The sequence below is a fragment of the Aquimarina sp. 433 genome, assembly GCF_054054605.1.
The window spans coordinates 46531-67717 of record NZ_JBSWZK010000004.1 but is presented as its reverse complement, the minus strand read 5'-3'; the positions used below and the strand labels follow the sequence as shown (position 1 = coordinate 67717).

At 32.5% G+C, this 21187-nt stretch carries 18 protein-coding genes; 10 read left to right on the top strand and 8 right to left on the bottom strand.

The annotated features are described in order from the left end of the window. The first annotated feature begins 156 nt into the window (after window positions 1-156). From ACWNT5_RS09600 to ACWNT5_RS09580, 5 genes are all read left to right on the top strand, one after another. Entirely contained in the window at window positions 157-636 is a 480-nt protein-coding gene (locus ACWNT5_RS09600; RefSeq protein ID WP_456517227.1) for an Lrp/AsnC family transcriptional regulator, read from the top strand. Next, window positions 633-3554, top strand: coding sequence for an FAD-binding and (Fe-S)-binding domain-containing protein (locus ACWNT5_RS09595; RefSeq protein WP_456517226.1), 2922 nt, complete (start codon window positions 633-635; stop codon window positions 3552-3554). Before ACWNT5_RS09600 ends, ACWNT5_RS09595 begins: the two co-directional genes overlap by 4 nt. Before the next feature lie 120 nt (window positions 3555-3674). Further along, window positions 3675-4226 (top strand): DUF4494 domain-containing protein, encoded by a 552-nt coding sequence (locus tag ACWNT5_RS09590; protein ID WP_343912633.1) that lies wholly within the window; start codon window positions 3675-3677, stop codon window positions 4224-4226. A 160-nt stretch (window positions 4227-4386) separates the two neighbouring features. Continuing rightward, window positions 4387-4947, top strand: coding sequence for a choice-of-anchor X domain-containing protein (locus ACWNT5_RS09585; protein WP_456517225.1), 561 nt, complete (start codon window positions 4387-4389; stop codon window positions 4945-4947). Between the two features lie 157 nt (window positions 4948-5104). Further along, window positions 5105-6769, top strand: coding sequence for a serine hydrolase (locus ACWNT5_RS09580; protein ID WP_456517224.1), 1665 nt, complete (start codon window positions 5105-5107; stop codon window positions 6767-6769). A gap of 174 nt (window positions 6770-6943) precedes the next feature. Here ACWNT5_RS09580 and ACWNT5_RS09575 read toward each other — a convergent pair whose 3' ends face one another. Continuing rightward, window positions 6944-8254, bottom strand: a complete 1311-nt coding sequence (locus ACWNT5_RS09575; RefSeq protein ID WP_456517223.1) for an esterase-like activity of phytase family protein — start codon at window positions 8252-8254, stop codon at window positions 6944-6946. 54 nt (window positions 8255-8308) lie between these two features. Next, entirely contained in the window at window positions 8309-9163 is an 855-nt protein-coding gene (locus ACWNT5_RS09570) for a UDP-2,3-diacylglucosamine diphosphatase (RefSeq protein ID WP_456517222.1), read from the bottom strand. Window positions 9164-9523: 360 nt separating this feature from the next. Between ACWNT5_RS09570 and bglX the strand changes: the two genes are divergently transcribed. From bglX to ACWNT5_RS09550, 4 genes are all read left to right on the top strand, one after another. Then, on the top strand, window positions 9524-11812 hold the full coding sequence (gene bglX / locus ACWNT5_RS09565; RefSeq protein ID WP_299600999.1) for a beta-glucosidase BglX: 2289 nt from the start codon (window positions 9524-9526) through the stop codon (window positions 11810-11812). Window positions 11813-11821: 9 nt separating this feature from the next. Beyond that, window positions 11822-13738 (top strand): NADP-dependent phosphogluconate dehydrogenase, encoded by a 1917-nt coding sequence (gene gndA / locus ACWNT5_RS09560; RefSeq protein WP_456517221.1) that lies wholly within the window; start codon window positions 11822-11824, stop codon window positions 13736-13738. A 3-nt stretch (window positions 13739-13741) separates the two neighbouring features. Then, on the top strand, window positions 13742-15085 hold the full coding sequence (locus ACWNT5_RS09555) for a GntP family permease (protein ID WP_299601005.1): 1344 nt from the start codon (window positions 13742-13744) through the stop codon (window positions 15083-15085). A gap of 113 nt (window positions 15086-15198) precedes the next feature. After that, window positions 15199-16248, top strand: a complete 1050-nt coding sequence (locus ACWNT5_RS09550) for a helix-turn-helix domain-containing protein (protein WP_456517220.1) — start codon at window positions 15199-15201, stop codon at window positions 16246-16248. A gap of 13 nt (window positions 16249-16261) precedes the next feature. Here the strand turns inward: ACWNT5_RS09550 and ACWNT5_RS09545 are convergent, their stop codons facing one another. The 3 genes from ACWNT5_RS09545 to ACWNT5_RS09535 all read right to left on the bottom strand — a co-directional run bounded on the left by ACWNT5_RS09545 (window position 16262) and on the right by ACWNT5_RS09535 (window position 18079). Beyond that, window positions 16262-16807 (bottom strand): AAA family ATPase, encoded by a 546-nt coding sequence (locus ACWNT5_RS09545; RefSeq protein ID WP_456517219.1) that lies wholly within the window; start codon window positions 16805-16807, stop codon window positions 16262-16264. Then, a complete protein-coding gene (locus ACWNT5_RS09540; protein WP_456517218.1) occupies window positions 16804-17445 on the bottom strand; it encodes a hypothetical protein in 642 nt (213 codons plus the stop codon). Before ACWNT5_RS09540 ends, ACWNT5_RS09545 begins: the two co-directional genes overlap by 4 nt. Before the next feature lie 73 nt (window positions 17446-17518). Next, entirely contained in the window at window positions 17519-18079 is a 561-nt protein-coding gene (locus ACWNT5_RS09535) for a Crp/Fnr family transcriptional regulator (RefSeq protein ID WP_456517217.1), read from the bottom strand. Between the two features lie 112 nt (window positions 18080-18191). On the opposite strand from ACWNT5_RS09535, the gene ACWNT5_RS09530 reads away from it, so the two are divergent. Beyond that, on the top strand, window positions 18192-18869 hold the full coding sequence (locus ACWNT5_RS09530) for a methyltransferase domain-containing protein (RefSeq protein ID WP_456517216.1): 678 nt from the start codon (window positions 18192-18194) through the stop codon (window positions 18867-18869). Here the strand turns inward: ACWNT5_RS09530 and ACWNT5_RS09525 are convergent. Genes ACWNT5_RS09525 through ACWNT5_RS09515 form a run of 3 tightly spaced genes read right to left on the bottom strand, consistent with a single transcriptional unit; the run spans window position 18866 to window position 21171 of the window. After that, entirely contained in the window at window positions 18866-20014 is a 1149-nt protein-coding gene (locus ACWNT5_RS09525; protein WP_456517215.1) for an FAD-dependent monooxygenase, read from the bottom strand. The two genes, ACWNT5_RS09530 and ACWNT5_RS09525, sit on opposite strands and share 4 nt — an antisense overlap. Window positions 20015-20066: 52 nt before the next feature. Continuing rightward, window positions 20067-20630 carry a nuclear transport factor 2 family protein gene (locus ACWNT5_RS09520; protein ID WP_456517214.1) on the bottom strand — a complete coding sequence of 188 codons (564 nt, stop codon included), beginning with the start codon at window positions 20628-20630 and terminating at the stop codon, window positions 20067-20069. 16 nt (window positions 20631-20646) lie between these two features. Next, the gene (locus ACWNT5_RS09515) at window positions 20647-21171 is read right to left on the bottom strand and encodes a DUF4269 domain-containing protein (protein WP_299601021.1); all 525 of its coding nucleotides are present in this window, start codon (window positions 21169-21171) and stop codon (window positions 20647-20649) included. Window positions 21172-21187 lie beyond the last annotated feature (16 nt).

The window sequence follows — 21187 nt, the reverse complement described above, 5'->3', positions numbered from 1 at the left end:
ATCTGTTTGTTTTTGATGTAAAAATACTACATTTGACTAGTATTATTGATGATGTAAACTTATTTAACTGTTTATTGATTTTTTTTATGTCAAATTGATTTTGCTTGCATAGAGGATTCTTTGTTTAAGTATAGATCTTTTAAAATTCAATTGTTTATGAATCATTTTGATTACATAGATCAGCAGATTTTATTACAAATACGTAAAGACGCTAGAAAACCATTTTCACAAATTGCTGAAGAATTAAAAATTTCTAATTCTCTAGTGCATCAAAGAATTAGAAAATTAAAAGAAAATGGGGTTATTGATAAAGCCGAATTTGTTATTGATGAAAAACGAATTGGCTATAAAACAAAGTCATATGTTGGTATTCGACTCAAAGAAGCTAGATATGCCAGGTCTGTAGTAGATGATCTTGCTAAAATTCCGGAGATATTAGAATGTAATTATGTTTCTGGTAATTATGCTCTTTTTATTTTGATCTTTGCTTATGATAATCATCATCTTAGAAATATCTTGTATGAGCAAGTACATCAAATCGATGGGGTAGCAGGCACCGATAGTTTTATTTGTTTCGATACAAATTTTAAAAGACAAATCACACTAGATTCATTGGTAAAGGGACAAAGTATATGATACCAGAAAAAGATCTAAATGCCTTAAAAACTCAATTAGAAGGAGACTTAGCATTTGATACGCTTACGAAATCATTATATGCCACAGATGCTTCTGTATATAGGAGAATTCCAACCGCAGTTGCTTTTCCAAAAAACATTAGTGATTTAAAAAAGATTATAGCTTTTGCTAATAAAAATAACTGTGGTTTAATTCCAAGAACTGCAGGAACCTCTTTGGCAGGTCAATGTGTGGGAGACGGAATCGTAGTAGACGTTTCCAAGTATTTTACAGAAATAATAGCAGTAGATGAAGTAAAGAAGACAGTTACTGTACAACCAGGGGTCATTAGAGATGACCTCAATCGATTTTTACAACCTTATGGTTTGTTTTTCGGGCCAAATACATCAACTTCTAATCGTTGTATGATTGGTGGTATGGTTGGAAATAACAGTAGCGGAACTACTTCTATTCAGTATGGGGTAACGAGAGATAAGGTATTAGAACTGCAAACATTATTATCCGATGGGAGCGAGGTTACTTTCTCCGATATCTCCAAAGAGGAGTTTCTTCATAAAACTAAAGAAAACACCTTAGAAGGTACTATTTATAGGGAATTATATAAAGAATTGTCATCATCTGAGGTGCAGAAACATATAGAGGAAAATTTTCCAAAATCTGATATTCATAGGCGTAATACTGGGTATGCAATTGATGAATTGATTAAAACCAATGTTTTTTCTGAAGGTCTTAAGGATTTTAATATGTGCGATTTGTTGGCTGGTAGTGAGGGAACATTAGCTTTTACTACACAGATTACCTTACAATTAGATGTATTACCGCCGAAGGAATCTTTAATGATTGCTTCGCACTTTCATTCGATAAAAGACTGTTTATTAGCGGTAGCTCCGGTAATGGAACATCCATTATTTACTTGCGAAATGATGGATAAAACCATTTTGGATTGTACAAAGAATAATGTAGAGCAGCTTAAAAACCGCTTCTTTATAGAAGATGATCCAGAAGCTATCTTACTTTTAGAATTAAGAGCAAATGATTTATATATCCTAGAAAAGCAAAAATCAGCACTTTTAGAAACCATTAAAGCTTCTAAATTATCATATGCAAATCCTATTTTATCTGGAAATGAAATACATCAGGCTTTAGAATTAAGAAAAGCAGGATTAGGATTATTAGGAAATATCGTGGGTGATAAAAAAGCAGTAGCTTGCATAGAAGACACAGCTGTTGCCTTACCTGATTTAGCTAATTATATTTCGGAGTTTACAGAGTTGATGAAGAAATATGATCAACAAGCTGTATACTATGCACATGCAGGAGCAGGAGAATTACATTTACGACCAATTTTAGATCTTAAAAAAAAGACAGATGTGGTACTTTTTAAAAAGATTACAGATGATGTAGCAACCTTGGTGAAAAAGTATAAAGGATCTATGAGTGGAGAACATGGGGATGGAATCGTTAGAGCTGGATATATTCCTTTTATGATAGGGGAAGGAAATTATGAAATACTAAAGAGAATTAAGAAAGTGTTTGATCCCAACCATATTTTTAATCCAGGAAAAATTGTGGATGCTTTTCCTATGGATGAACAGTTGCGCTATGAGATTGATAGAAAAGAACCAGAAATAGAAACCTTATTAGATTTTACGGATTCTTTAGGAATCCTTCGTGCTGCAGAAAAATGTAATGGAAGTGGTGATTGTAGAAAATCCGTAGAAGCTGGCGGCACAATGTGTCCTAGTTATAGAGCTACCAAAAATGAAAAGGATACTACAAGAGGAAGAGCCAATGCATTAAGAGAGGTATTAACTAATAATAAAAAAGCTAATAAGTTTGATACAAAAGAGTTGAAAGAAGTCTTTGATTTATGTATTAGCTGTAAAGGATGTTCTTCAGAATGTCCTTCTAATGTAGATGTAGCTTCGTTAAAAGCAGAGTTTGAGTATCAGTATCAAAAGGCTAACGGTGTTTCTTTACGAACAAAATTGTTCGCATATAATAACCGATTAAATGATTTGGGAAGAATTGCGCCTGGAGTCACAAATTTCTTTTTCAAAAATAAACTAACCTCTGGAATTCTCAAATCAACTTTAGGAGTTGCCAAAAAAAGAGAACTACCGCAGTTAAGTCGTAAATCTTTGAAAAAGTGGTGTCAGGAGAATTTAGCCACCTTGCAACCTCAAAATCCTATCAAAACAGTTTACTTTTTTGTAGATGAATTTACAAATCAGTTAGATACTGATATAGGAATTGATGCTATAGAACTACTAACCAGTCTGGGGTATGAAGTATTAATTACTAATCACAAAGAAAGTGGAAGAACATTTATTTCTAAAGGATTGTTAGAACAGGCAAAGGAATTGGCTAATGAAAACATCGATATTTTTAGCAACATAATTTCCGAAAAATCACCTTTGATTGGATTAGAGCCTTCTGCTATATTAACCTTTAGAGATGAATATTTAAAATTGGCAGATAAAAAGGAAGAGGCAAAACAGCTTTCTAACCAAGTATTTCTAATTGATGAATTTCTAAAATCTGAAATTGAGTTAGGAAATATAACTTCAGATCAATTTAGTAGAGAGGAAAAAACAATAAAACTTCATGGTCATTGTCATCAGAAAGCATTATCCAATATTCAAACAACGTTTGTATACTTAAATCTTCCTAAAAATTTTAAAGTAACGATCATACCGTCAGGTTGTTGTGGTATGGCAGGATCATTTGGATATGAGAAAGAACATTATGATGTAAGTATGCAGATTGGAGAACAAACCTTATTTCCCGCCATTCGAAAAGCTCCTGAAACTACAGTAATTGCAGCGGTTGGAACGAGTTGTAGACATCAAATCAAGGACGGAACAAAGCGAGTAGCCAAGCATCCTATTAGTATTTTAAGAAATGCACTGGTTTAAAATTTATCTTGTAAAATGCTTATAGACAGTATGTTTTAAAATTGTGAATATCTAATCCTAAAAATCATATAAAGAACTTTTTTTAAGATATATATTTGGCATCCTAAAAAAACGAAATATATGAGTGCTACTTGGTATGAATGTAAAGTAAAGTATAGAAAGATAAATGATTCTGGTGTACAGAAGGTTACTACAGAACCTTATTTGGTGGATGCAGTATCCTACACTGAGGCAGAAACAAGAATCAATGAAGAGATGTCGGCCTATGTAAGTGAAGAATTCATTATCACCAATATTAAGGTTGCGAATTTTGCAGAAATACACCCTTTTGAAAATTCGGATCGTTGGTTTAAATCTAAAGTTTCTTTGATTGCTTATGATGAAGAAAGTGGTAAAGAAAGAAAAACAAATATGTACTTATTAGTACAAGCCAATGATGTAAAAGAGGCGTTTGATAATACCAATAGTGTTATGAAAGGAACAATGGGAGATTACACTATCCCTGCAATTGCAGAATCTCCGATTATGGATGTATTTCCATATTTTACAGGAGAAGAAGAGCAGTTAGAAAGATTTAAAGCACTTAGAGATTCTATTCAAACGGTAGAAGAAGTAGAAATAGATGATAGTGTTCCTGCAGCTCCTGGTTTTATAGGAGAAGAAGAGGAGTAAGATCTTTGTAAATGGATAAGCTTCTTATCCTAATTTAATTAGTTAAAAGTTTTTGTACATGTGCTATTGAATGCACATGTACAAAAACTTTTTTGTGTTTAAAGGGTAACAATATTTTTTGTTGTTGATATAGTGGTATAAAACCTAAAAACTTAAGACAATGAAAAATTTAATTTTAAACAATTTGTTAGTATTTCTAAGTATAACTGTAATTATTGGTTGTACTAAGGATGAAGAAGTTATTGATCCAGCTGTATTAGAAGCACAAGAATTAAGAGAGCAAAGACAATTATTAGAAGAATCAGTAGCATTCTTAATAAACACGGATTCTATTTTGGCAGAAAGAAAAATCGAAACAGTGGAAGTGGTACGTTTTGATAGTGATTACAAAGCTTTAGATTCTTATGATGTTGATGGAAAAAGTTTTGTAGATGATGGAGAAGGCTTCGACGCAGAGAAAGGAGATGGTATTTATACAGCACAGTTGGTTTCTGATCAAACGGATATTTTAGAAGCTAAATTGGCTATAAATGATCAATTTAAGTATGGAGATAGATTAGATGGTTTATTAGAAACAAGAAAGTTAAAGATCAAGATAAAAGTAAAATGTCGTGCGACTTCTAAACAAGAAGGAGAAAGTTTATTTGGATTTTCATGCGAGAAGTGGGGTGGATGTGTAGAATTTGAAGATTGTAAAGTTGAAGTAGAAATAGAATTGTAAAATATCGTTTAATTCTGGTTAGTTAGTTTGATCAACCTTAAAGGCATCTTGCTTTTAGGGTTGATTTTTTTTAAATATTTCGGTAACTAATTTTTTATTTAAGCGTCATATATATAACAATAATAAAACAACCACAATCAATCAAAGTATCAATCACATGAAATCATTCAGAAAAATTAAAATTCTATCAACTTTGGGATTATGTCTACTGCTTACATATTCCATTAATGCTCAGAACTTAGAAAAGCAGTTAGATGATATCGTTTCTTCTATGTATTCTGTAGAAGAACCAGGTATTTCTATTTTGGCAGCCAAAGATGGGAAAGTTGTATATCGTAAAGCTTTTGGAAAAGCAAATCTAGAATTGGATGTTCCTCTAAAACCTGAAAATGTATTCGAAATAGGTTCTATTACAAAGCAGTTTACTGCCGTTGCTATTCTGATGCTAGAGGAGCAAGGGAAACTGAAAATCGAGGATGAGATTACAAAGTACATACCCGATTATCCAACCAAAGGAAAAAAAATAACCATTCATCATCTATTAAATCATACTTCAGGAATTAAAAGTTATACTGGAATGGCGAATTTTATGGAATTGACCAGACAAGATATGACACCAACAGAATTGATCGATGTGTTTAAAAATGAACCTATGGATTTTAATCCAGGAGAAGAGTTTAGATACAATAATTCGGGATATATTTTATTAGGACACATCATAGAGGTAATTACAAAAGATACCTATGAAAATTTTATAGAGAAAAACATTTTTGATAAAGTTGGTATGAAAGATTCTTACTACGGTAAAATGAGTCAAGTAATAAAGAATAGAGCTTCAGGGTACAAACAAGACAAAGGTTCTTATTTAAATGCAGATTATCTTAGTTTAACCTTACCATATGCTGCTGGATCTTTAATGTCCACAGTAGATGATCTATTAAAATGGCAAAATGCTATCAGTGCTAATACATTGATCAAAAGAACGAGTTTAGAAAAAGCGATTTATGGTTCTAAACTTAATAATGGAGATGATATTAATTACGGATATGGTTGGGGAAAAACAAATATACAAGGAGCTAAAGGATATGCACATAGTGGAGGTATTTTTGGTTACACGACAAACGGAATCTTTTTAGAAGAAGAAAATGTATATGTTATAGGGCTTACCAATTGTAACTGCAAAAATGTAGGAGAGATTACTACCAAAGTTGCAGCTACGGTAATAGGAAAACCTATACCTGATAAAAAAGATGCTATTTCATTACCGGAAACAGAGTTGAAAAAGTGGGTAGGTGCTTATGAGTTTGATGGAGGTGTTATACGCCATATTCAGTTAAAAGATGGTAAGCTATTTAGCCTTAGAGAAGGAGGACCAACACAAGAATTTCAAATTTATCCAATGAAAGACGGATCTTTTATTTTCGATGATGGTACCATTTCTTATAATTTTTCGATGACTAAAGATGGTAAAAGACAAACTATTTTTAAAACATCAGATGAAAGTTCATTAGGTAAAGGTATCGATAAAGCTCCTCCTGCGGGAAGAAAAGAAATTTCTGTAGGTTTAAATGTTTTAAAAACATATATCGGCACTTATGAATTACAACCTAATTTCTTGATTGATATTACGGTAGAAGGAAATTCAATATTCGCTACCGCAACAGGACAACCTACATTTGAAATTTTTGCAGAATCAGAAACTAAATTTTTTCTAAAAGTTGTACCAGCAGAAATTACATTTAATAAAGATAAAGAAGGAAAAGTAGAAAGTTTAACCTTGAATCAAGGAGGCAGAAAAATGCCAGCAAAAAAAGTGAAATAATTGTATGGGAGTTTCACGGGTGATAATAGTTCTTAATTCGTAAGAACAATATCATTTTTTAGACTAATTAGTAGGAAAAGCGGAATTGAAATAATAAGTTTTCAATTCCGCTTTATTGGTTGTAATTAAGTCTATAAAAAACTTAATTCTGATATAAACAGTTGGTTTAATTTGTTAATTATTTAGAGGAGTATCAAGTTTAATCATGTATAGAGAGCTGGCATCTATAGTTGGAGTTTCTCCAGGAAGGATTTTTTGTTCTATGATACCATTATCATCTTCATCTGTAACTGCAAAATCATCATCATTTATACAGCCTAATGTGTGGTTATCAATAAGCCAGATACCTTCTAATTTATCATGTGGATATCCAGTCTTTTGAACCAAATCAGCAACCAATGTTTTGGTTACAGGAACAATTCCAGCATTCTCGATTTCGGACCAGGTAGATTCTTCTAGTGTTTTCCCATTAAGTAATAAACCAAATTCATCTTCATCATTTGCCGAACTTACATCTGTAGCACCAGAAATATCGATTTTATACAAATGTTTTTGTACAGGTCCTTCACCAGAAAATTTACCATCTCTTTCGATAACAAGAAATTCTGTAGATGATAATCCAACGATTTCTGAATTCGATAAATTCGTATTCTCTTGTCTATATAGATATTGTTTGGTTTTTCCGGTTCGTAAATCAAATAGTAAAATTCTAGTAAGATCTGTTTGTATACGTTCTGGATTATACATAGTAGATTGCATAATCCCTGCTAATGTTCTTTGATCAGGAGTGATTCCTAATCCTTCCATTCCTCTATTAGGTCTACGTTTTGCAAATACAGCAGGTATTTTTCTACCTCCGTTACCTTCATTTATACCGTATGGAGAAATACGTTCTAATTCAACTCCATTAGCAGAATAATGAACAATATGAGGACCATATTCATCAGATACCCAAAAACTGCCATCATGTAGTGCTACTAAACCTTCAGCATCTAAACCAAAATCATCAAAAGATAATTGATTTCCATCAATGTCATAAGGGATTTCACCGGTAGCACCTTTACCTTCAGGATTCGGAATTCCAGAAATTGGGTTGCCATTAGGATCTTTTAGAAGAATTTCTTTTTTTAAAACGATTTCACCATCATTCGTGACAGAAAATAATCCAATTCTTGGAGTGTAGTCTGAAACTGGAAACTTTTTTCCATCAAGAAAATCAGTATTTGGTCCTCTATCGGTAATAGCATAAAATTCTCCCTTTCTTCTGGGATGTGCCGTTGCAGCAGAACCATAACCTCCATTCCTAATTTCTACATCTTCTTGAGTGGTTGTTAATACTTCGAATGGTAATTCATATTGTATATTTTCTTCCAAGACTAATTGAGGAGGAACAGAAATAGGACTACCAGAATAATCATCTAAGTACTGACAGGATACAAAAAGAGTTAGCACTGAATATAGCAGTGCGGTTTTAAGAGTTTTCATAAGTTTTAAGTTTAGTTATGTAATTAAGAAATTGTGCGAATTCTATAATTATGGTTAGTACTTTTTTTCAAGGAATGAATTCAAGAAAAATGAAGGTTGTAATCCTTCCAGATCAATAGTAACATTATCAATCTTTTCATTTGATTCTTCGATATAGGTCTCTAATTGTAGTTGTTGGTAATGAACGAGTTTCCATTCTTTATCGTGATATTCAAGTGAGGTAAGATTTTCTATCCAATCTCCAGAATTTAAATATAGGCATGATCCGTTCTTATCTTTATAGGTTCTCATTTGAGGTTGATGAATATGCCCACAAACCACATATGAATATTTATTTTGGATAGCCAATTCTGCTGCTACTTCTTCAAAATCATTGATATACTTGACCGCTTTTTTTACACTGTTTTTTATTTTTTTGGAGAGAGAAAATTTTTCTTTTCCCAGGCGTATCAAAAACCAATTGATACATTGGTTTAATAATATAAGCATGTCATATCCCCATCCTCCTAATTTTGCTAACCATTTTGCATTTTGAATAGAAGCATCAAAAATGTCTCCATGAAAAAACCAAGCTTTCTTACCATCTAGTTCCAATACTAATTTGTCTACCAATTTAAAGTTACCCATAGTAGTATCACTAAATTTTCGCAACATTTCATCATGGTTGCCAGTAATGTATACTACTTCTGTGCCCTTAGAAGCTAGGGTGATAATTTTCTTTAAAATTTTTAGATGAGGTTTAGGGAAGTATCGTTTTCTAAATTGCCAAATATCTACAATGTCTCCATTAAGAATTAATACCTTAGGTTTAATACTATTTAGGTAGTTCAGTAATTCTTTTGCCTGACATCCAAAAGTTCCTAGATGAACGTCAGAGATAACAACGAGGTCTACAGTACGTTTTTTCATAAAAATGACTTACTACTACAAATAAACTATGAAATGGTTAAAAAATAATTAACCGATTATGAGCATATTGTTATCTGTTCTTGAACATTTTAAGTCATTATTACCAAAACATTAAACAGATATTATTATCAAAAAGTTGTAAACAACTAAAAACATAATGAATCGATACTTTTTTGATCAATTCATTAAAAAAGACACTATTTCATTGCGGATAATACTTCTATATACTTTCTTAACATTGGATCAATTGGTTTGTTTTGCTTTTTTCTTATCACAAAGTATCTATAAATTCGTCAACCAAATCTTAACAGTATTCTTACTGAAATGATTTAGATTTCTTTACACTAATACAAGTACATTATGCTCATTTTTTCAAGGAAAATTTATGTTTATCGAGTGATGATTTTTAGCATGATCTTTTTGCTGTCATCTTGTAATTCTGAAGTATCTAATACAGAGGGAAATAGTGAAACAGAGGATCCGATTGAGGCTAAAATAGACAGTATTGTATCTAAAATGTCACTGGGAGAGAAAATAGGTCAAACTGCGCAAAGAGGGAAATCCAGTAGAGTTAAAGAATTACCAAAGGATTTAAAAGATGCCGTTCGAAAAGGACAAATAGGTTCTTTTCTGAATATCATGAATAAAGAAGATGCAAAAGAATTACAACGAATAGCCGTAGAAGAAAGCCCTAGTAAGATACCATTAATTTTTGCACGAGATGTAATTCATGGTTTCAAAACAATTTTCCCCGTTCCGCTAGGGCAGGCGGCTTCGTTTAATCCTAATCTGGTTCAGGAAGGTTCAAGAATTGCCGCCATGGAAGCTAGCACTTATGGCATAAGATGGACTTTTGCACCTATGTTAGATATTTCAAGAGATCCGAGATGGGGTAGAATAGCAGAGTCTGCCGGAGAAGATCCATATTTAACAAGTGAAATGGCAAAAGCTTATATAAAAGGGTTTCAAGGAGATGATTTATCATCTCTGACAAGTATGGCAGCTTGTGCCAAACATTTTATTGGATATGGAGCTGCAGAAGGAGGAAGAGACTATAATACAGCCAATATCAATGATAATTTGTTGCATAATGTTTATTTAAAACCTTTTAAATCTGCAGTAGATGCTGGTTCTGCCACTTTTATGACAAGCTTCAATGATCTCAACGGAATCCCAGCTTCCGCAAATTCTTATGTCTTAAAAGATATTTTAAGAGAACAATGGGGATTCGACGGTTTTGTAGTAAGTGATTGGAACTCTATTAAAGAAATGGTGAATCATGGATTTGCCAAAGATCAGAAAGAAGCAGCAGAAAAAGCAATAAATGCAATGCTAGATATGGAGATGACCAGTACTGCTTATCAAGATCATCTTAAGGAGTTAATACATGAAGGGAAATTTTCTGAAAAAGAATTAGATGTAATTGTAAAAAACATTCTTCGAATTAAATTTAGATTAGGATTGTTTGATAATCCATATTTTGATCCAAATGATACGGTTTTATATGCTAAAAAGCATTTAGAATCTGCACAAAAAGCAGCAGAAGAAAGTACTGTATTGTTAAAGAACAATAATCAGGTATTACCCATAAGTTCTAAACAAAAAATTGCAATTATAGGTCCTTTGGCGGATGCTCCTCATGAACAGTTGGGGACATGGACATTTGACGGAGAAAAAGAGCATACTATTACTCCTTTAAACGCTTTTGAAAATGATAATCAATACACAATAGCGTATACTAATGGATTATCGTATAGTAGAGATAGATCCACCAAAAATTTTCAAAAGGCAGTTTCTATAGCAAAATCATCTGATGTGATCTTGTTTTTCGCGGGAGAAGAAGCTATTCTATCTGGGGAAGCACATAGTAGAGCAAAAATCAATCTGCCAGGAGCACAAGAAGCATTAATACATGAGCTACATAAAACAGGAAAGCCAATTGTATTAATATTAATGGCAGGAAGACCAATAACCTTAGAAAATGTAAAAGACAAAGTAGATGCGATTCTTATGGCATGGCACCCAGGAACAATGGGAGGACCAGCTTTAAAAAATATTATAACAGGAGTAGTCTCTCCTTCAGGGAAATTACCTGTTACCTGGCCAAAAGAAGTAGGGCAAATACCGATTCATTACAATCATAAAAATACAGGAAGACCTGTAATACCCGATGAGTTTGTACAAATGGATTCTATTCCTATCGGTGCTTGGCAAAGCTCATTAGGAAATACCTCTCATTATTTGGATGCTGGATTTTTACCAGAATATCCTTTTGGATATGGATTGAGTTATAATCTTTTTACCTATTCTGATATTTCTATTTCTAATAATACTCCAAAAATAGGAGATACAATCACGGTAAAAGTAACCGTAAAGAACGAAGGAAACAGAATCACCAAAGAAACTGTACAACTATATTTCCGTGATATGGTAGGTAGTATCACAAGACCTGTAAAAGAACTACTTAGGTTTCAGAAAATAGCATTGGGCTCAGGAGAATCCAAAGAAGTATCTTTTACATTTTCTACCGATGATCTAGCTTTTTATGGGCCTGACAAAACATGGATTACGGAACCTGGTGATTTCAAACTTTGGGTAGCAAAGGATGCTTCAGATGAAAGTAATGTTTTAGAATTTACCATAGAATAATTATCTTTTATGCAGAATGCTATAGTCTATATTGTATTTGGAGTTTCCGGAAGTGGTAAAACTACAGTTGGAAAAGCTTTAGCAGAAAACTTAGGGATTCCGTTTTATGATGCAGATGATTTTCATCCCAAGGAGAATATTCGAAAAATGTCTGATGGTTTCCCGTTGAATGATACAGATAGAGCGCCTTGGCTGCAAAAATTAGCAGATGCAATTTCTGAATGGAATACAAAGGAAGGAGCCGTATTGGCGTGTTCTGCTCTAAAAGAATCCTATAGAAGTACCTTGCAAGGTGTAGATCCAAATTATATAAAATGGATTTTTTTAGATGGAAGTTTTGAGCTAATTACGAATAGATTGGGGGCAAGAAAGAATCACTTTTTCAAGAAAGAAATGTTGATTTCGCAGTTCGAAACTCTGGAAAAGCCAAAAGGAGGCATTGCCATTAATATTGATAAAAGTGTTGATCAAATCATAAATGAAATTAAATCCAAGTTGAATACAAGAAAATCAGAAATAGGATTGATAGGGTTGGGAGTTATGGGTAATAGCCTGGCTAAAAATCTTTTATCTAATAATTTTAGAATCTCTGTTTATAATAGACATGTCGACGGGATCGAAGTAGATGTAGCAAAGAGGTTTGTAGAAGACCAATCCGAAAGTGATACCGTTTTAGGTTTTGATGATTTAGAAAAATTCGTAAACTCAATAGAAAAACCTAGAACGATCATGGTAATGGTCAATGCTGGTAAACCCATTGATTTAGTAATAGAAGCATTAATTCCATTATTATCAAATGGTGACTGTATCATAGATGGAGGAAATTCTCATTATAAGGCTACCTTAGAAAGAAGTGAAAAATTGATTCAAAGTAACATTCATTTCTTAGGTACTGGAATATCTGGAGGCGAAGAAGGTGCGTTAAAAGGACCTTCTATCATGCCTGGAGGCGCTAAAGTGGCCTATGAAAGATCTGGCAAGTTTTTAGAAGCTATTGCTGCAAAAGATAAAAGCGATCGCAGTTGTTGTACGTATATAGGACCAGATGGATCTGGACATTTTGTAAAGATGGTGCATAATGGTATTGAGTATGCCGAAATGCAACTTTTAGCGGAGACTTATCATTTATTAAGATTTTATCTTTCTAAAACTCCTATTGAAATCTCCAATATATTTAAGAATTGGATTCAAAATGGTGCGCAGAGCTATTTACTCGAAATAACGGCAGATCTTTTATTAAAAAAAGAAAATGAGGATTTTTTAATAGATAAGATTTTGGATAAAGCAGGGCAAAAAGGAACTGGCGGATGGTCTACCGTTGCGGCATTGGAGCTAGGAGTTTCTTTACCAACGATCTCAGAATCTGTGATGGCTCGTAATGTTTCTGGAATCAAATCTAAAAGAGTAGAAGCCTCAGAAATTTATAAATTAGATAAAAGTCAATGCGACTTAGATGAGAAAACTTTTATCAATAATTTAGAAAAGGCTTTTATCGCTACAAGTATTATTAATCATCATATTGGTTTCGAGTTGATGCAGGAAGCTTCGACTACGTATCAATGGGAATTAAATCTTTCGGAAATAGCCAGAATATGGACCAATGGATGTATTATACGAAGTACCTTAATGGAAAAGATTTCGGAATTATTTCTTTTAAATGATCAATCTTCTTTACTGCTTTTTCCGTCCATTGTTCAAACTTTAAAATCTAATATAACCGCTCTTTCTGAAGTAGTAAGTGCTGGTTTAAAATCTGGATATCCACTTCCTGTATTGTCATCAGCGATTAACTATTTTTATAGCTATACATCCGTTCAATCATCAGCGAATATTATACAGGCACAACGAGATTATTTTGGGGCACATACTTATCAAAGAGTTGATAAACCTCTGGATCAATATTTTCATACTAACTGGAAAAGCTAACCTATGGACTATCAATTATTAATAGCAGTAGGAATTGGAATTGCTGCTTTACTTTTTATGATCTTAAAACTTCGTATGCAAGCATTTATTGCTTTGCTTATTGTTTGTATTATTGTTGGAATTTTAGCGGGATTACCAGCAGAAGATGTTCTCAATAGTATAAAAAACGGAATGGGAGGTACGCTGGGGTTTGTGGCTACCGTAGTAGGATTAGGTGCATTGTTTGGAGGTTTACTTGAACATTCGGGTGGCGCACAAGGATTAGCAAATTATATACTAAAATTAGCTGGAGAAAAAAATGCTTCATGGGCTTTGATGATTACGGGATTTATTATTGCAATCCCCGTATTTTTTGATGTAGCTTTTATTATCCTTATACCTATTGTGTATGCAATTGCAAGAAAAACCAAAAAATCATTATTGTTATATGCAATTCCTCTATTAGCTGGTTTAGCAATTACTCATAGTTTTATTCCCCCAACACCAGGACCAGTAGCAGTTGCTGATATATTAGGCGCTAATTTAGGTTGGGTTATCGTTTTTGGATTTTTAACAGGAATTCCTGCTGCTATTATTAGTGGTCCCATGTTAGGTAAATATCTTTCAAAAAAAATTAAACTAGATATTCCAAATACAGAGGTTACTAACACTACTATTGATAATCCTCCAAATCCAATTGGTATTATTGGAATTATTATGTTCCCGATAGTATTTATTGTACTAAAAACAGTCTTGTTGGGAGATTGGTTTGATCAAAGTCAGTTCCCGAAAGCAATACTATATACGATAACATTATTAGGACATCCTTTTACAGCACTAATTATGGCAAATTTAATTGCTTGGTATTTCTTAGGGATTAAACGAGGTGTTACTAGAGATGATTTATTAAAAATTTCTATGAAGTCTTTTAAACCTGCAGGTGCTATCATACTGCTTACAGGTGCTGGAGGCGCATTTAAACAAATATTGGTAGATACAAAGGCTGGAGAATTGTTAGCTTCATCATTACAGAGCTCATATATTCATCCGTTATTATTTGCTTTTATTGTAGCAGCATTAATAAGAGTTTTGCAAGGTTCCGCAACTACAGCAATGATCGCTGCAGCTGGAATTACTTCTCCAATCATTATGGCTGGTAATTTTAGTGCTGCACAGATAGCATTATTTGTAATTTCTATAGCATCGGGAGCAACTATGTTATCACATGTAAATGATAGTGGCTTTTGGTTAGTGGGTCAATATCTTGGAATGACCGAAAAACAAACATTTCGTTCGTGGACCGTAATGACAACACTGATTGCTATAACTGGAGTTATAATGTCTTTGTTACTATGGTATATATTTTGAATCCCGTGTTTATAGGTGTTAATGATTAGTTTCTATAAAAGTCTAAATTTATTTAATTCTTTATCGTATTATTAGTAGTAAAGCAATAGGAAAATTATTTTCTTTGCTTTTATATGAATCCTGAGATTTTTAAACATATCGAATTATTATTAGGTAGTGTTGGCCTAATAATAGCGCTGTTTTTTGGTGCCTTTATGATCAGCAGTAAAGAACAGCAAAAAAGTGCAAATATTTTTTTAGCTATATATCTTTTGGCATTTAGTTTAAGGATAGGAAAATCCTTATTTTATAACTATTTCCCTATCGATCCTATTATTAGAAATGTTTTTTTGGGTATGTTGTTAGCTATAGGCCCTTCTTTATGGTTATATGTTAAAAACTTAAGTGCAAACAATAAAAATGGGGAACGTAAGATACTACAAGTACATTATATTCCGCTGCTATTTTTCGTAGGATTTTGTTGGCTAATTCCAAATGATGGTTCTCAACTTTCCAGAATGATCTTTATTGGATTATTACTACATATTTTAGGATATGGAGTTTGTACTTTGTATTACTTGTTAAGGAGTAAAGAACGGTTGATTGTTAAAGAAAAAAAGACATATACTTGGCTGTTTTTTTTGACATTACTTACGATGCTGATGTCACTCGTGCAAATTGGAGTTTTTTTTCAATGGGTACCTTATTTAAGTACAGCATTTTTATTTTCAATTGTAATTATAACTTTAGCTATATGGGGGCTAAAAAATGTGTCTTTATTTAAAATAGAACCAAAAAAATATACGGGCTCTACCATTTCTGACCAAAATGCAACAGTCTATCTCGATAAGCTGATATATCTGATGAAGGAAGAGAAATTGTATTTGGATCCAGAAATTACCTTAACTAAGCTTAGTGATAGAATCGGAATAACATCTAAACAATTATCACAGATTATTAATCAACATAAAAATGAGAATTATTCTCAATTTATCGCTAGATATCGAGTAGAGGAAGCAAAGAAATTATTGGGTATGCCAGCTTACAAAAATTTTAAAATTGCTGCAATTGCATATGAAAGTGGATTTAACAGTATCTCATCATTTAATGCTTCTTTCAAAAAAATCACTAATACTACAGCTTTAAAATATAGAGAATCTCTTTCACAATCATCAACTGTATAGAAGATTAAAGTACCTAAAGATATTCCTGATTAATTTCTGAGGTGATCTTTTTTATTTTTTCTTCTAATGTAGTTTCTCCCCGAATTTTTATAACCTTACAATTTAATCTCTCTATCCATTGCAGATGGATTTTGAGAGTTCTACCGTGAAAATTAGGATTCTCATATTGATTGGCCCAAGATAAAAAAGCTTTTGAATGTTCTTGAGTGCTTTTATCGTGTAATAGCAGAGTTCCATATCTTTCTTGTTCTCTTTGGATCAATCTATTCATTCGTTCTTCATTGTTTAGATATATAAAAACTGCGAGATCAAATAGTGATTCCCATTGTTTTCCCCAACTTACTAAAGAACCACTGATAATTACGTTTTTATAAAGGTCAAAAGCAGCTCTTAGTTTTTTGTTTCGCTCTGGTAAGGGATTTTTTTTCTTGTAAGGAGGTGTTGTTTTTTTCCAATAGAAGTCATCAGAATCTAAATGAACAAAATCTATACGTTCAGCAATTTCTTTTGCCAATGTAGTTTTACCAGTACCTGAAGCTCCAAATATTAAGATTTTCATTTTCTCGAAGAATACTTTACTAATACAATCCCATTCGATAATACCCAAGCAGCTATACTAAAAGTAAATATTCTAAAACCCATTAAATTTGTAAATACAAAATCTGTGAATCCGCCAATAATAGAGAAAGTGATAATAAAAATCCCTAAATAGCTGATCCATTTTGGATGTTTTTGTTCTGAAATATTGGCAATGGAATAAAGGAAAATTGCAAAACAACATGCTACGATAAAGATATAATCCAGAGGAATATTAATAGCAAATCCATAGTTTTTAATCATATTTAAGGATTCTATATTCTGGTCCAGATTATCAGCATATTTGTTTAGAAAGTAAGGCAATGTAAGTCCATTAAAGAGTGCTGCAAACATTGCTGCAATAAGTCCAAAAGTAATTACTAAAAAAGCTAGAATTGACAACCTGTATGTATCCATAAGCGCGTTAGTAAGTCCATAAAATCCAAATAGCAGTATGGGTAAACTAAAAATTGCTAGTGCATGAGTGTTTTGAATAGAACTAGAAATTTTAATAATATATTCGATCGTACCTCCTGAAGGATGTAATACCATGGTTACTATTATTAATAGCGCTCCTAAAATCAGGGCAGAACCCGTACTTTTATACATGTGATGTTTCATATGTTTTAGATTACATTAAAACATCAAAGATCTTAGGTTTAGTTCATTGGATCACTTGATCCAAATCAAGAAATTACTTTAACCGTTTTCGTACTCGACTTAAAGTTTCGGGAGTAATGTTCAGATAAGAAGCTATAATTTTTTGAGGAAATTTCTGGATAATTTGAGGTTTATTTTTAAGGAGGTATTTGTATTTTAGATCAGGAGTATTATTGTCGTTTAATATGGTCATTCGTGCTGTTGCATCTTGTAGGACAACGCCCATTTTTAGGAAAGATTGAGAAACTCCAATTAACTTATGAATCGAATCTATCGTAAGTTCCAAAATAGAACTATCCTCATAGGCTTTGATATCATATTCGGATGGTTTCCTAGAGGTAAAACTTTGATGATTTATGATCCAATCATGTTCTACTCCTAAGTCCATAACGTTTTCATTTAGGTCAGTATCCATTTTAAAGTGGTAAAAACTACCAGAAATAATATAACATAATGAAGAACAAACTTCTCCAACTCTCAATAGAAGATCATTCTTTTTATATGTTTTATGGAGTACTTCTTGTGCTATTAAAAAAGATTCTTCTTCGGTAAAATCTCCAAGTTTATGAATAAATTTTAAAACTGATGGATCCAAGATGCAAACGTGTTTATTGATTGTTAAAAGTACAGATTAAATTGTTTTCTGAAATCTAAATTTTTTTAAATCATTTATTTTGTAGGTTTGAAGTTGAAAAACTTATTAGGTATTGAGTATAAAGAGAGATTATTCTAAGAAAGTAAAGAAACCATGGCCTACAAAGGACGCGATGGAACAAATTTACGATATGAATTTGTGGGGTTCGAACGGTTCGGATTTCTATTCTGGTGAGGGATCTCATCATCCAAATATCAAAAAGCCATATGTAGAGAAGATATCTCAGTTTTTAGCATCTTTTAAAAGTCCAATTACCGTTTGTGATTTTGGTTGTGGAGATTTTAATGTTGGTAAAGAACTGGTGCAGTATACAAAAGAATATTTTGCTGTGGATATTGTAGATAGTTTAATCCTTCGAAATAAAGAAAAGTTTAAACCTGATCACTTGACTTTTTATTGTTTAGACATCGCAAAGGATGAGTTACCTGTAGCAGATTGCGCAATAATTCGTCAGGTATTTCAACATATATCTAATGCCGAAATTGAAAGCACACTTGCAAAACTATCTGCATATAAATACGTAATTATTACAGAGCACCTTCCAAACGGAAGTTTTGAACCTAATATAGATATTATATCTGGTCAAGGTATCCGTTTAAAAAAGAAGAGTGGTGTAGACGTTTTAGCGCCTCCTTTTAATTTTAAAGCAAAAAACGTAACAAATTTGCTAACGATTCCATTAGGCACAAATAAAGGAGTTTTAGTCACTAATTTATACAAAACCTATTAAGGGATTGATACGGTTTTATCGATTCGATACATTTCTAGCATCTGTTTTTCGATCATTTTTTTGGGAGCATTCTTTAAAAAGAAATTTCTAAGCCCTTTTCCATATCTCCAATGTGCTATTCTTCCAGTATTCCAAGATTGTTTTACAATTTGATTTACTTTTTTTCTTCGTTTTTGTTCAAATATTTCGAAAATGTTCTTATTCGTATTTTTACTGATGAGTTCACTTAGGTAATAAGCATCTTCAATAGCCTGTGCACCTCCTTGTCCCATATTTGGTGTGGTCGCATGACCAGCATCTCCTATTAAAAGGATATTGTTTTTATGCCAAATTTCTAAAGGTTTTATATCGCTTATATCATTACGAATTATATGCTCCCGTGAAGTAGAGGAGATTAAGTTGCTTACAATAGGATGGAAGTCATTAAACATTGTAAGAAGCTTCTTCTTGGTATCAGCTTCATCTTTTTCATTTTGTTTATCTATCGCTACGGCAAACCAATATACATTGTTTTCTGATATTCTGGAGATTCCAAAACGTATTTGGTTTCCCCAAAGTTCTATTCCTCTATGATGAAATTCTTCATCCAATGATATATCTGCAATTCCACGCCAACAGGTTTGTCCAGAATATCTAGTTTTGCTACCTGGAAAAAGCTGCTTTCTTACTTTAGAATGTATACCATCTCCGCCAATTAAATAGTCCGTTTCTACACTTGACCCGTCTTCAAACAACACTTTTATTTTGTCATTAGAAAGTTCTTCATAACGATGAAAACCTTTGCCAAGGTGTATTTTGCTTTTTGGGATCTTATCAAATAATAGTTTTTGGAGCTTTGCTCTATGAATTGCAACAGTAGTATATCCAAAAATATCTTTTATGTTGTTTTGGTAATTATCTGAAAGTGGAGTTAAATCAGCTTTTCCTAAAGTAATTCTATTAATAGTATTTCCTTTTTGCTGTACCTCTCCTAATACATCTAAGTGGTCTAACACTTGTAAGGCGTTAGGAGCTAACCAAATTCCTGCTCCCACCTCTAGTAATTCAGGTGTTTGTTCAAAAATCTGATAATCAATATCGTTTCTTTCAAAAGCTAATGCAGTGGTTAATCCTCCAATTCCTGCTCCGATAATCGTGTAAAGCATATATTATTTTATTTGATGTATGTTTAATAAATTATATTTTCTATAAGTACTATTATTCGTTAGATATTGGTAACCCGTATATGGTAGTTTGCATTCCTGCGATTTTCCAGTGACCATCTACCTTTTCCATTAATCTTGTTTCTCGTTTCAATCCACGTAGAGAGTCTTGCTGTTCAAAGGTAACCCAAGCACCAGACCCATAAAGGCGAACATTAATTTTGTCTAATAGTTTTGGAACAGGTTCAGGTTCTGGATGTTCATCCATAAATGTTTTTACAAACCGACTAATTTCTTCCCATCCTACTGATTTGGAGAATTTTTTTGTTGTAAAATCAAGATATACTTTTGTTATTGAAGAATCCTGAATCCAGTAGTCTTGCCAAGCTTTATAGTCTCTACGAAATGCAGCTTTGGTTTCATTATTTAAAGTATTTAAGATGGCTTGCTCTTCTTTTAAGATATTCGTTTTATGATCTGTATGAGATAATGTATTTGTATTCTCACCTTTACAGCTCCAAGCCATTGTAAAAACTAGAAATAATAGTATTATAGTTCTTGCTTTTTTGAGAACATTCGAATATGAAAGTTTTTTGATGAATAATGCGTAATGTACCATGATATCTCTTTATAACTTATATTCTAAAATTTAATAGTTCTTCATAAGGATCTCCAGATATCCGCAATAATTCTGCAAAGGCTGGTTCTGTTTTTATTCCTTTTCTCTTTAGCATTCTAATATTCTCCTTAAAAGTAGGGCTCATTTTCTTCAAAATTTCATACTCTATCATCATATGCTTATATGCCTTTTGTTCTTGAGTAGGAATATTTTGTCCAAAAATTTCAATAGAAAACGAGGAATAGCTAAAATTGGCTACCGTGTATGGAGAAATACGATGATTATTTGTGGCTATTCGAAAATCCTCTTGGTCAGAGAATAATGTAAATACTGTATTTGTAAATTCTTCATGATCACGACATTCACAAATAATATCTAAATCACTATTATCAGTATAAATATCAATAGGAATGGTACCTGTTAGAATAGGATCGTAAGATTTTAGCTGTTTAAAAATTTCCAAATTCCGAAGTACGTTATAGGTGTCTTGTTGGTATTTATTACCTGATTTTAAGTATTCGATATTAGTAAAATCCACCATTGCTACTGATATCTTT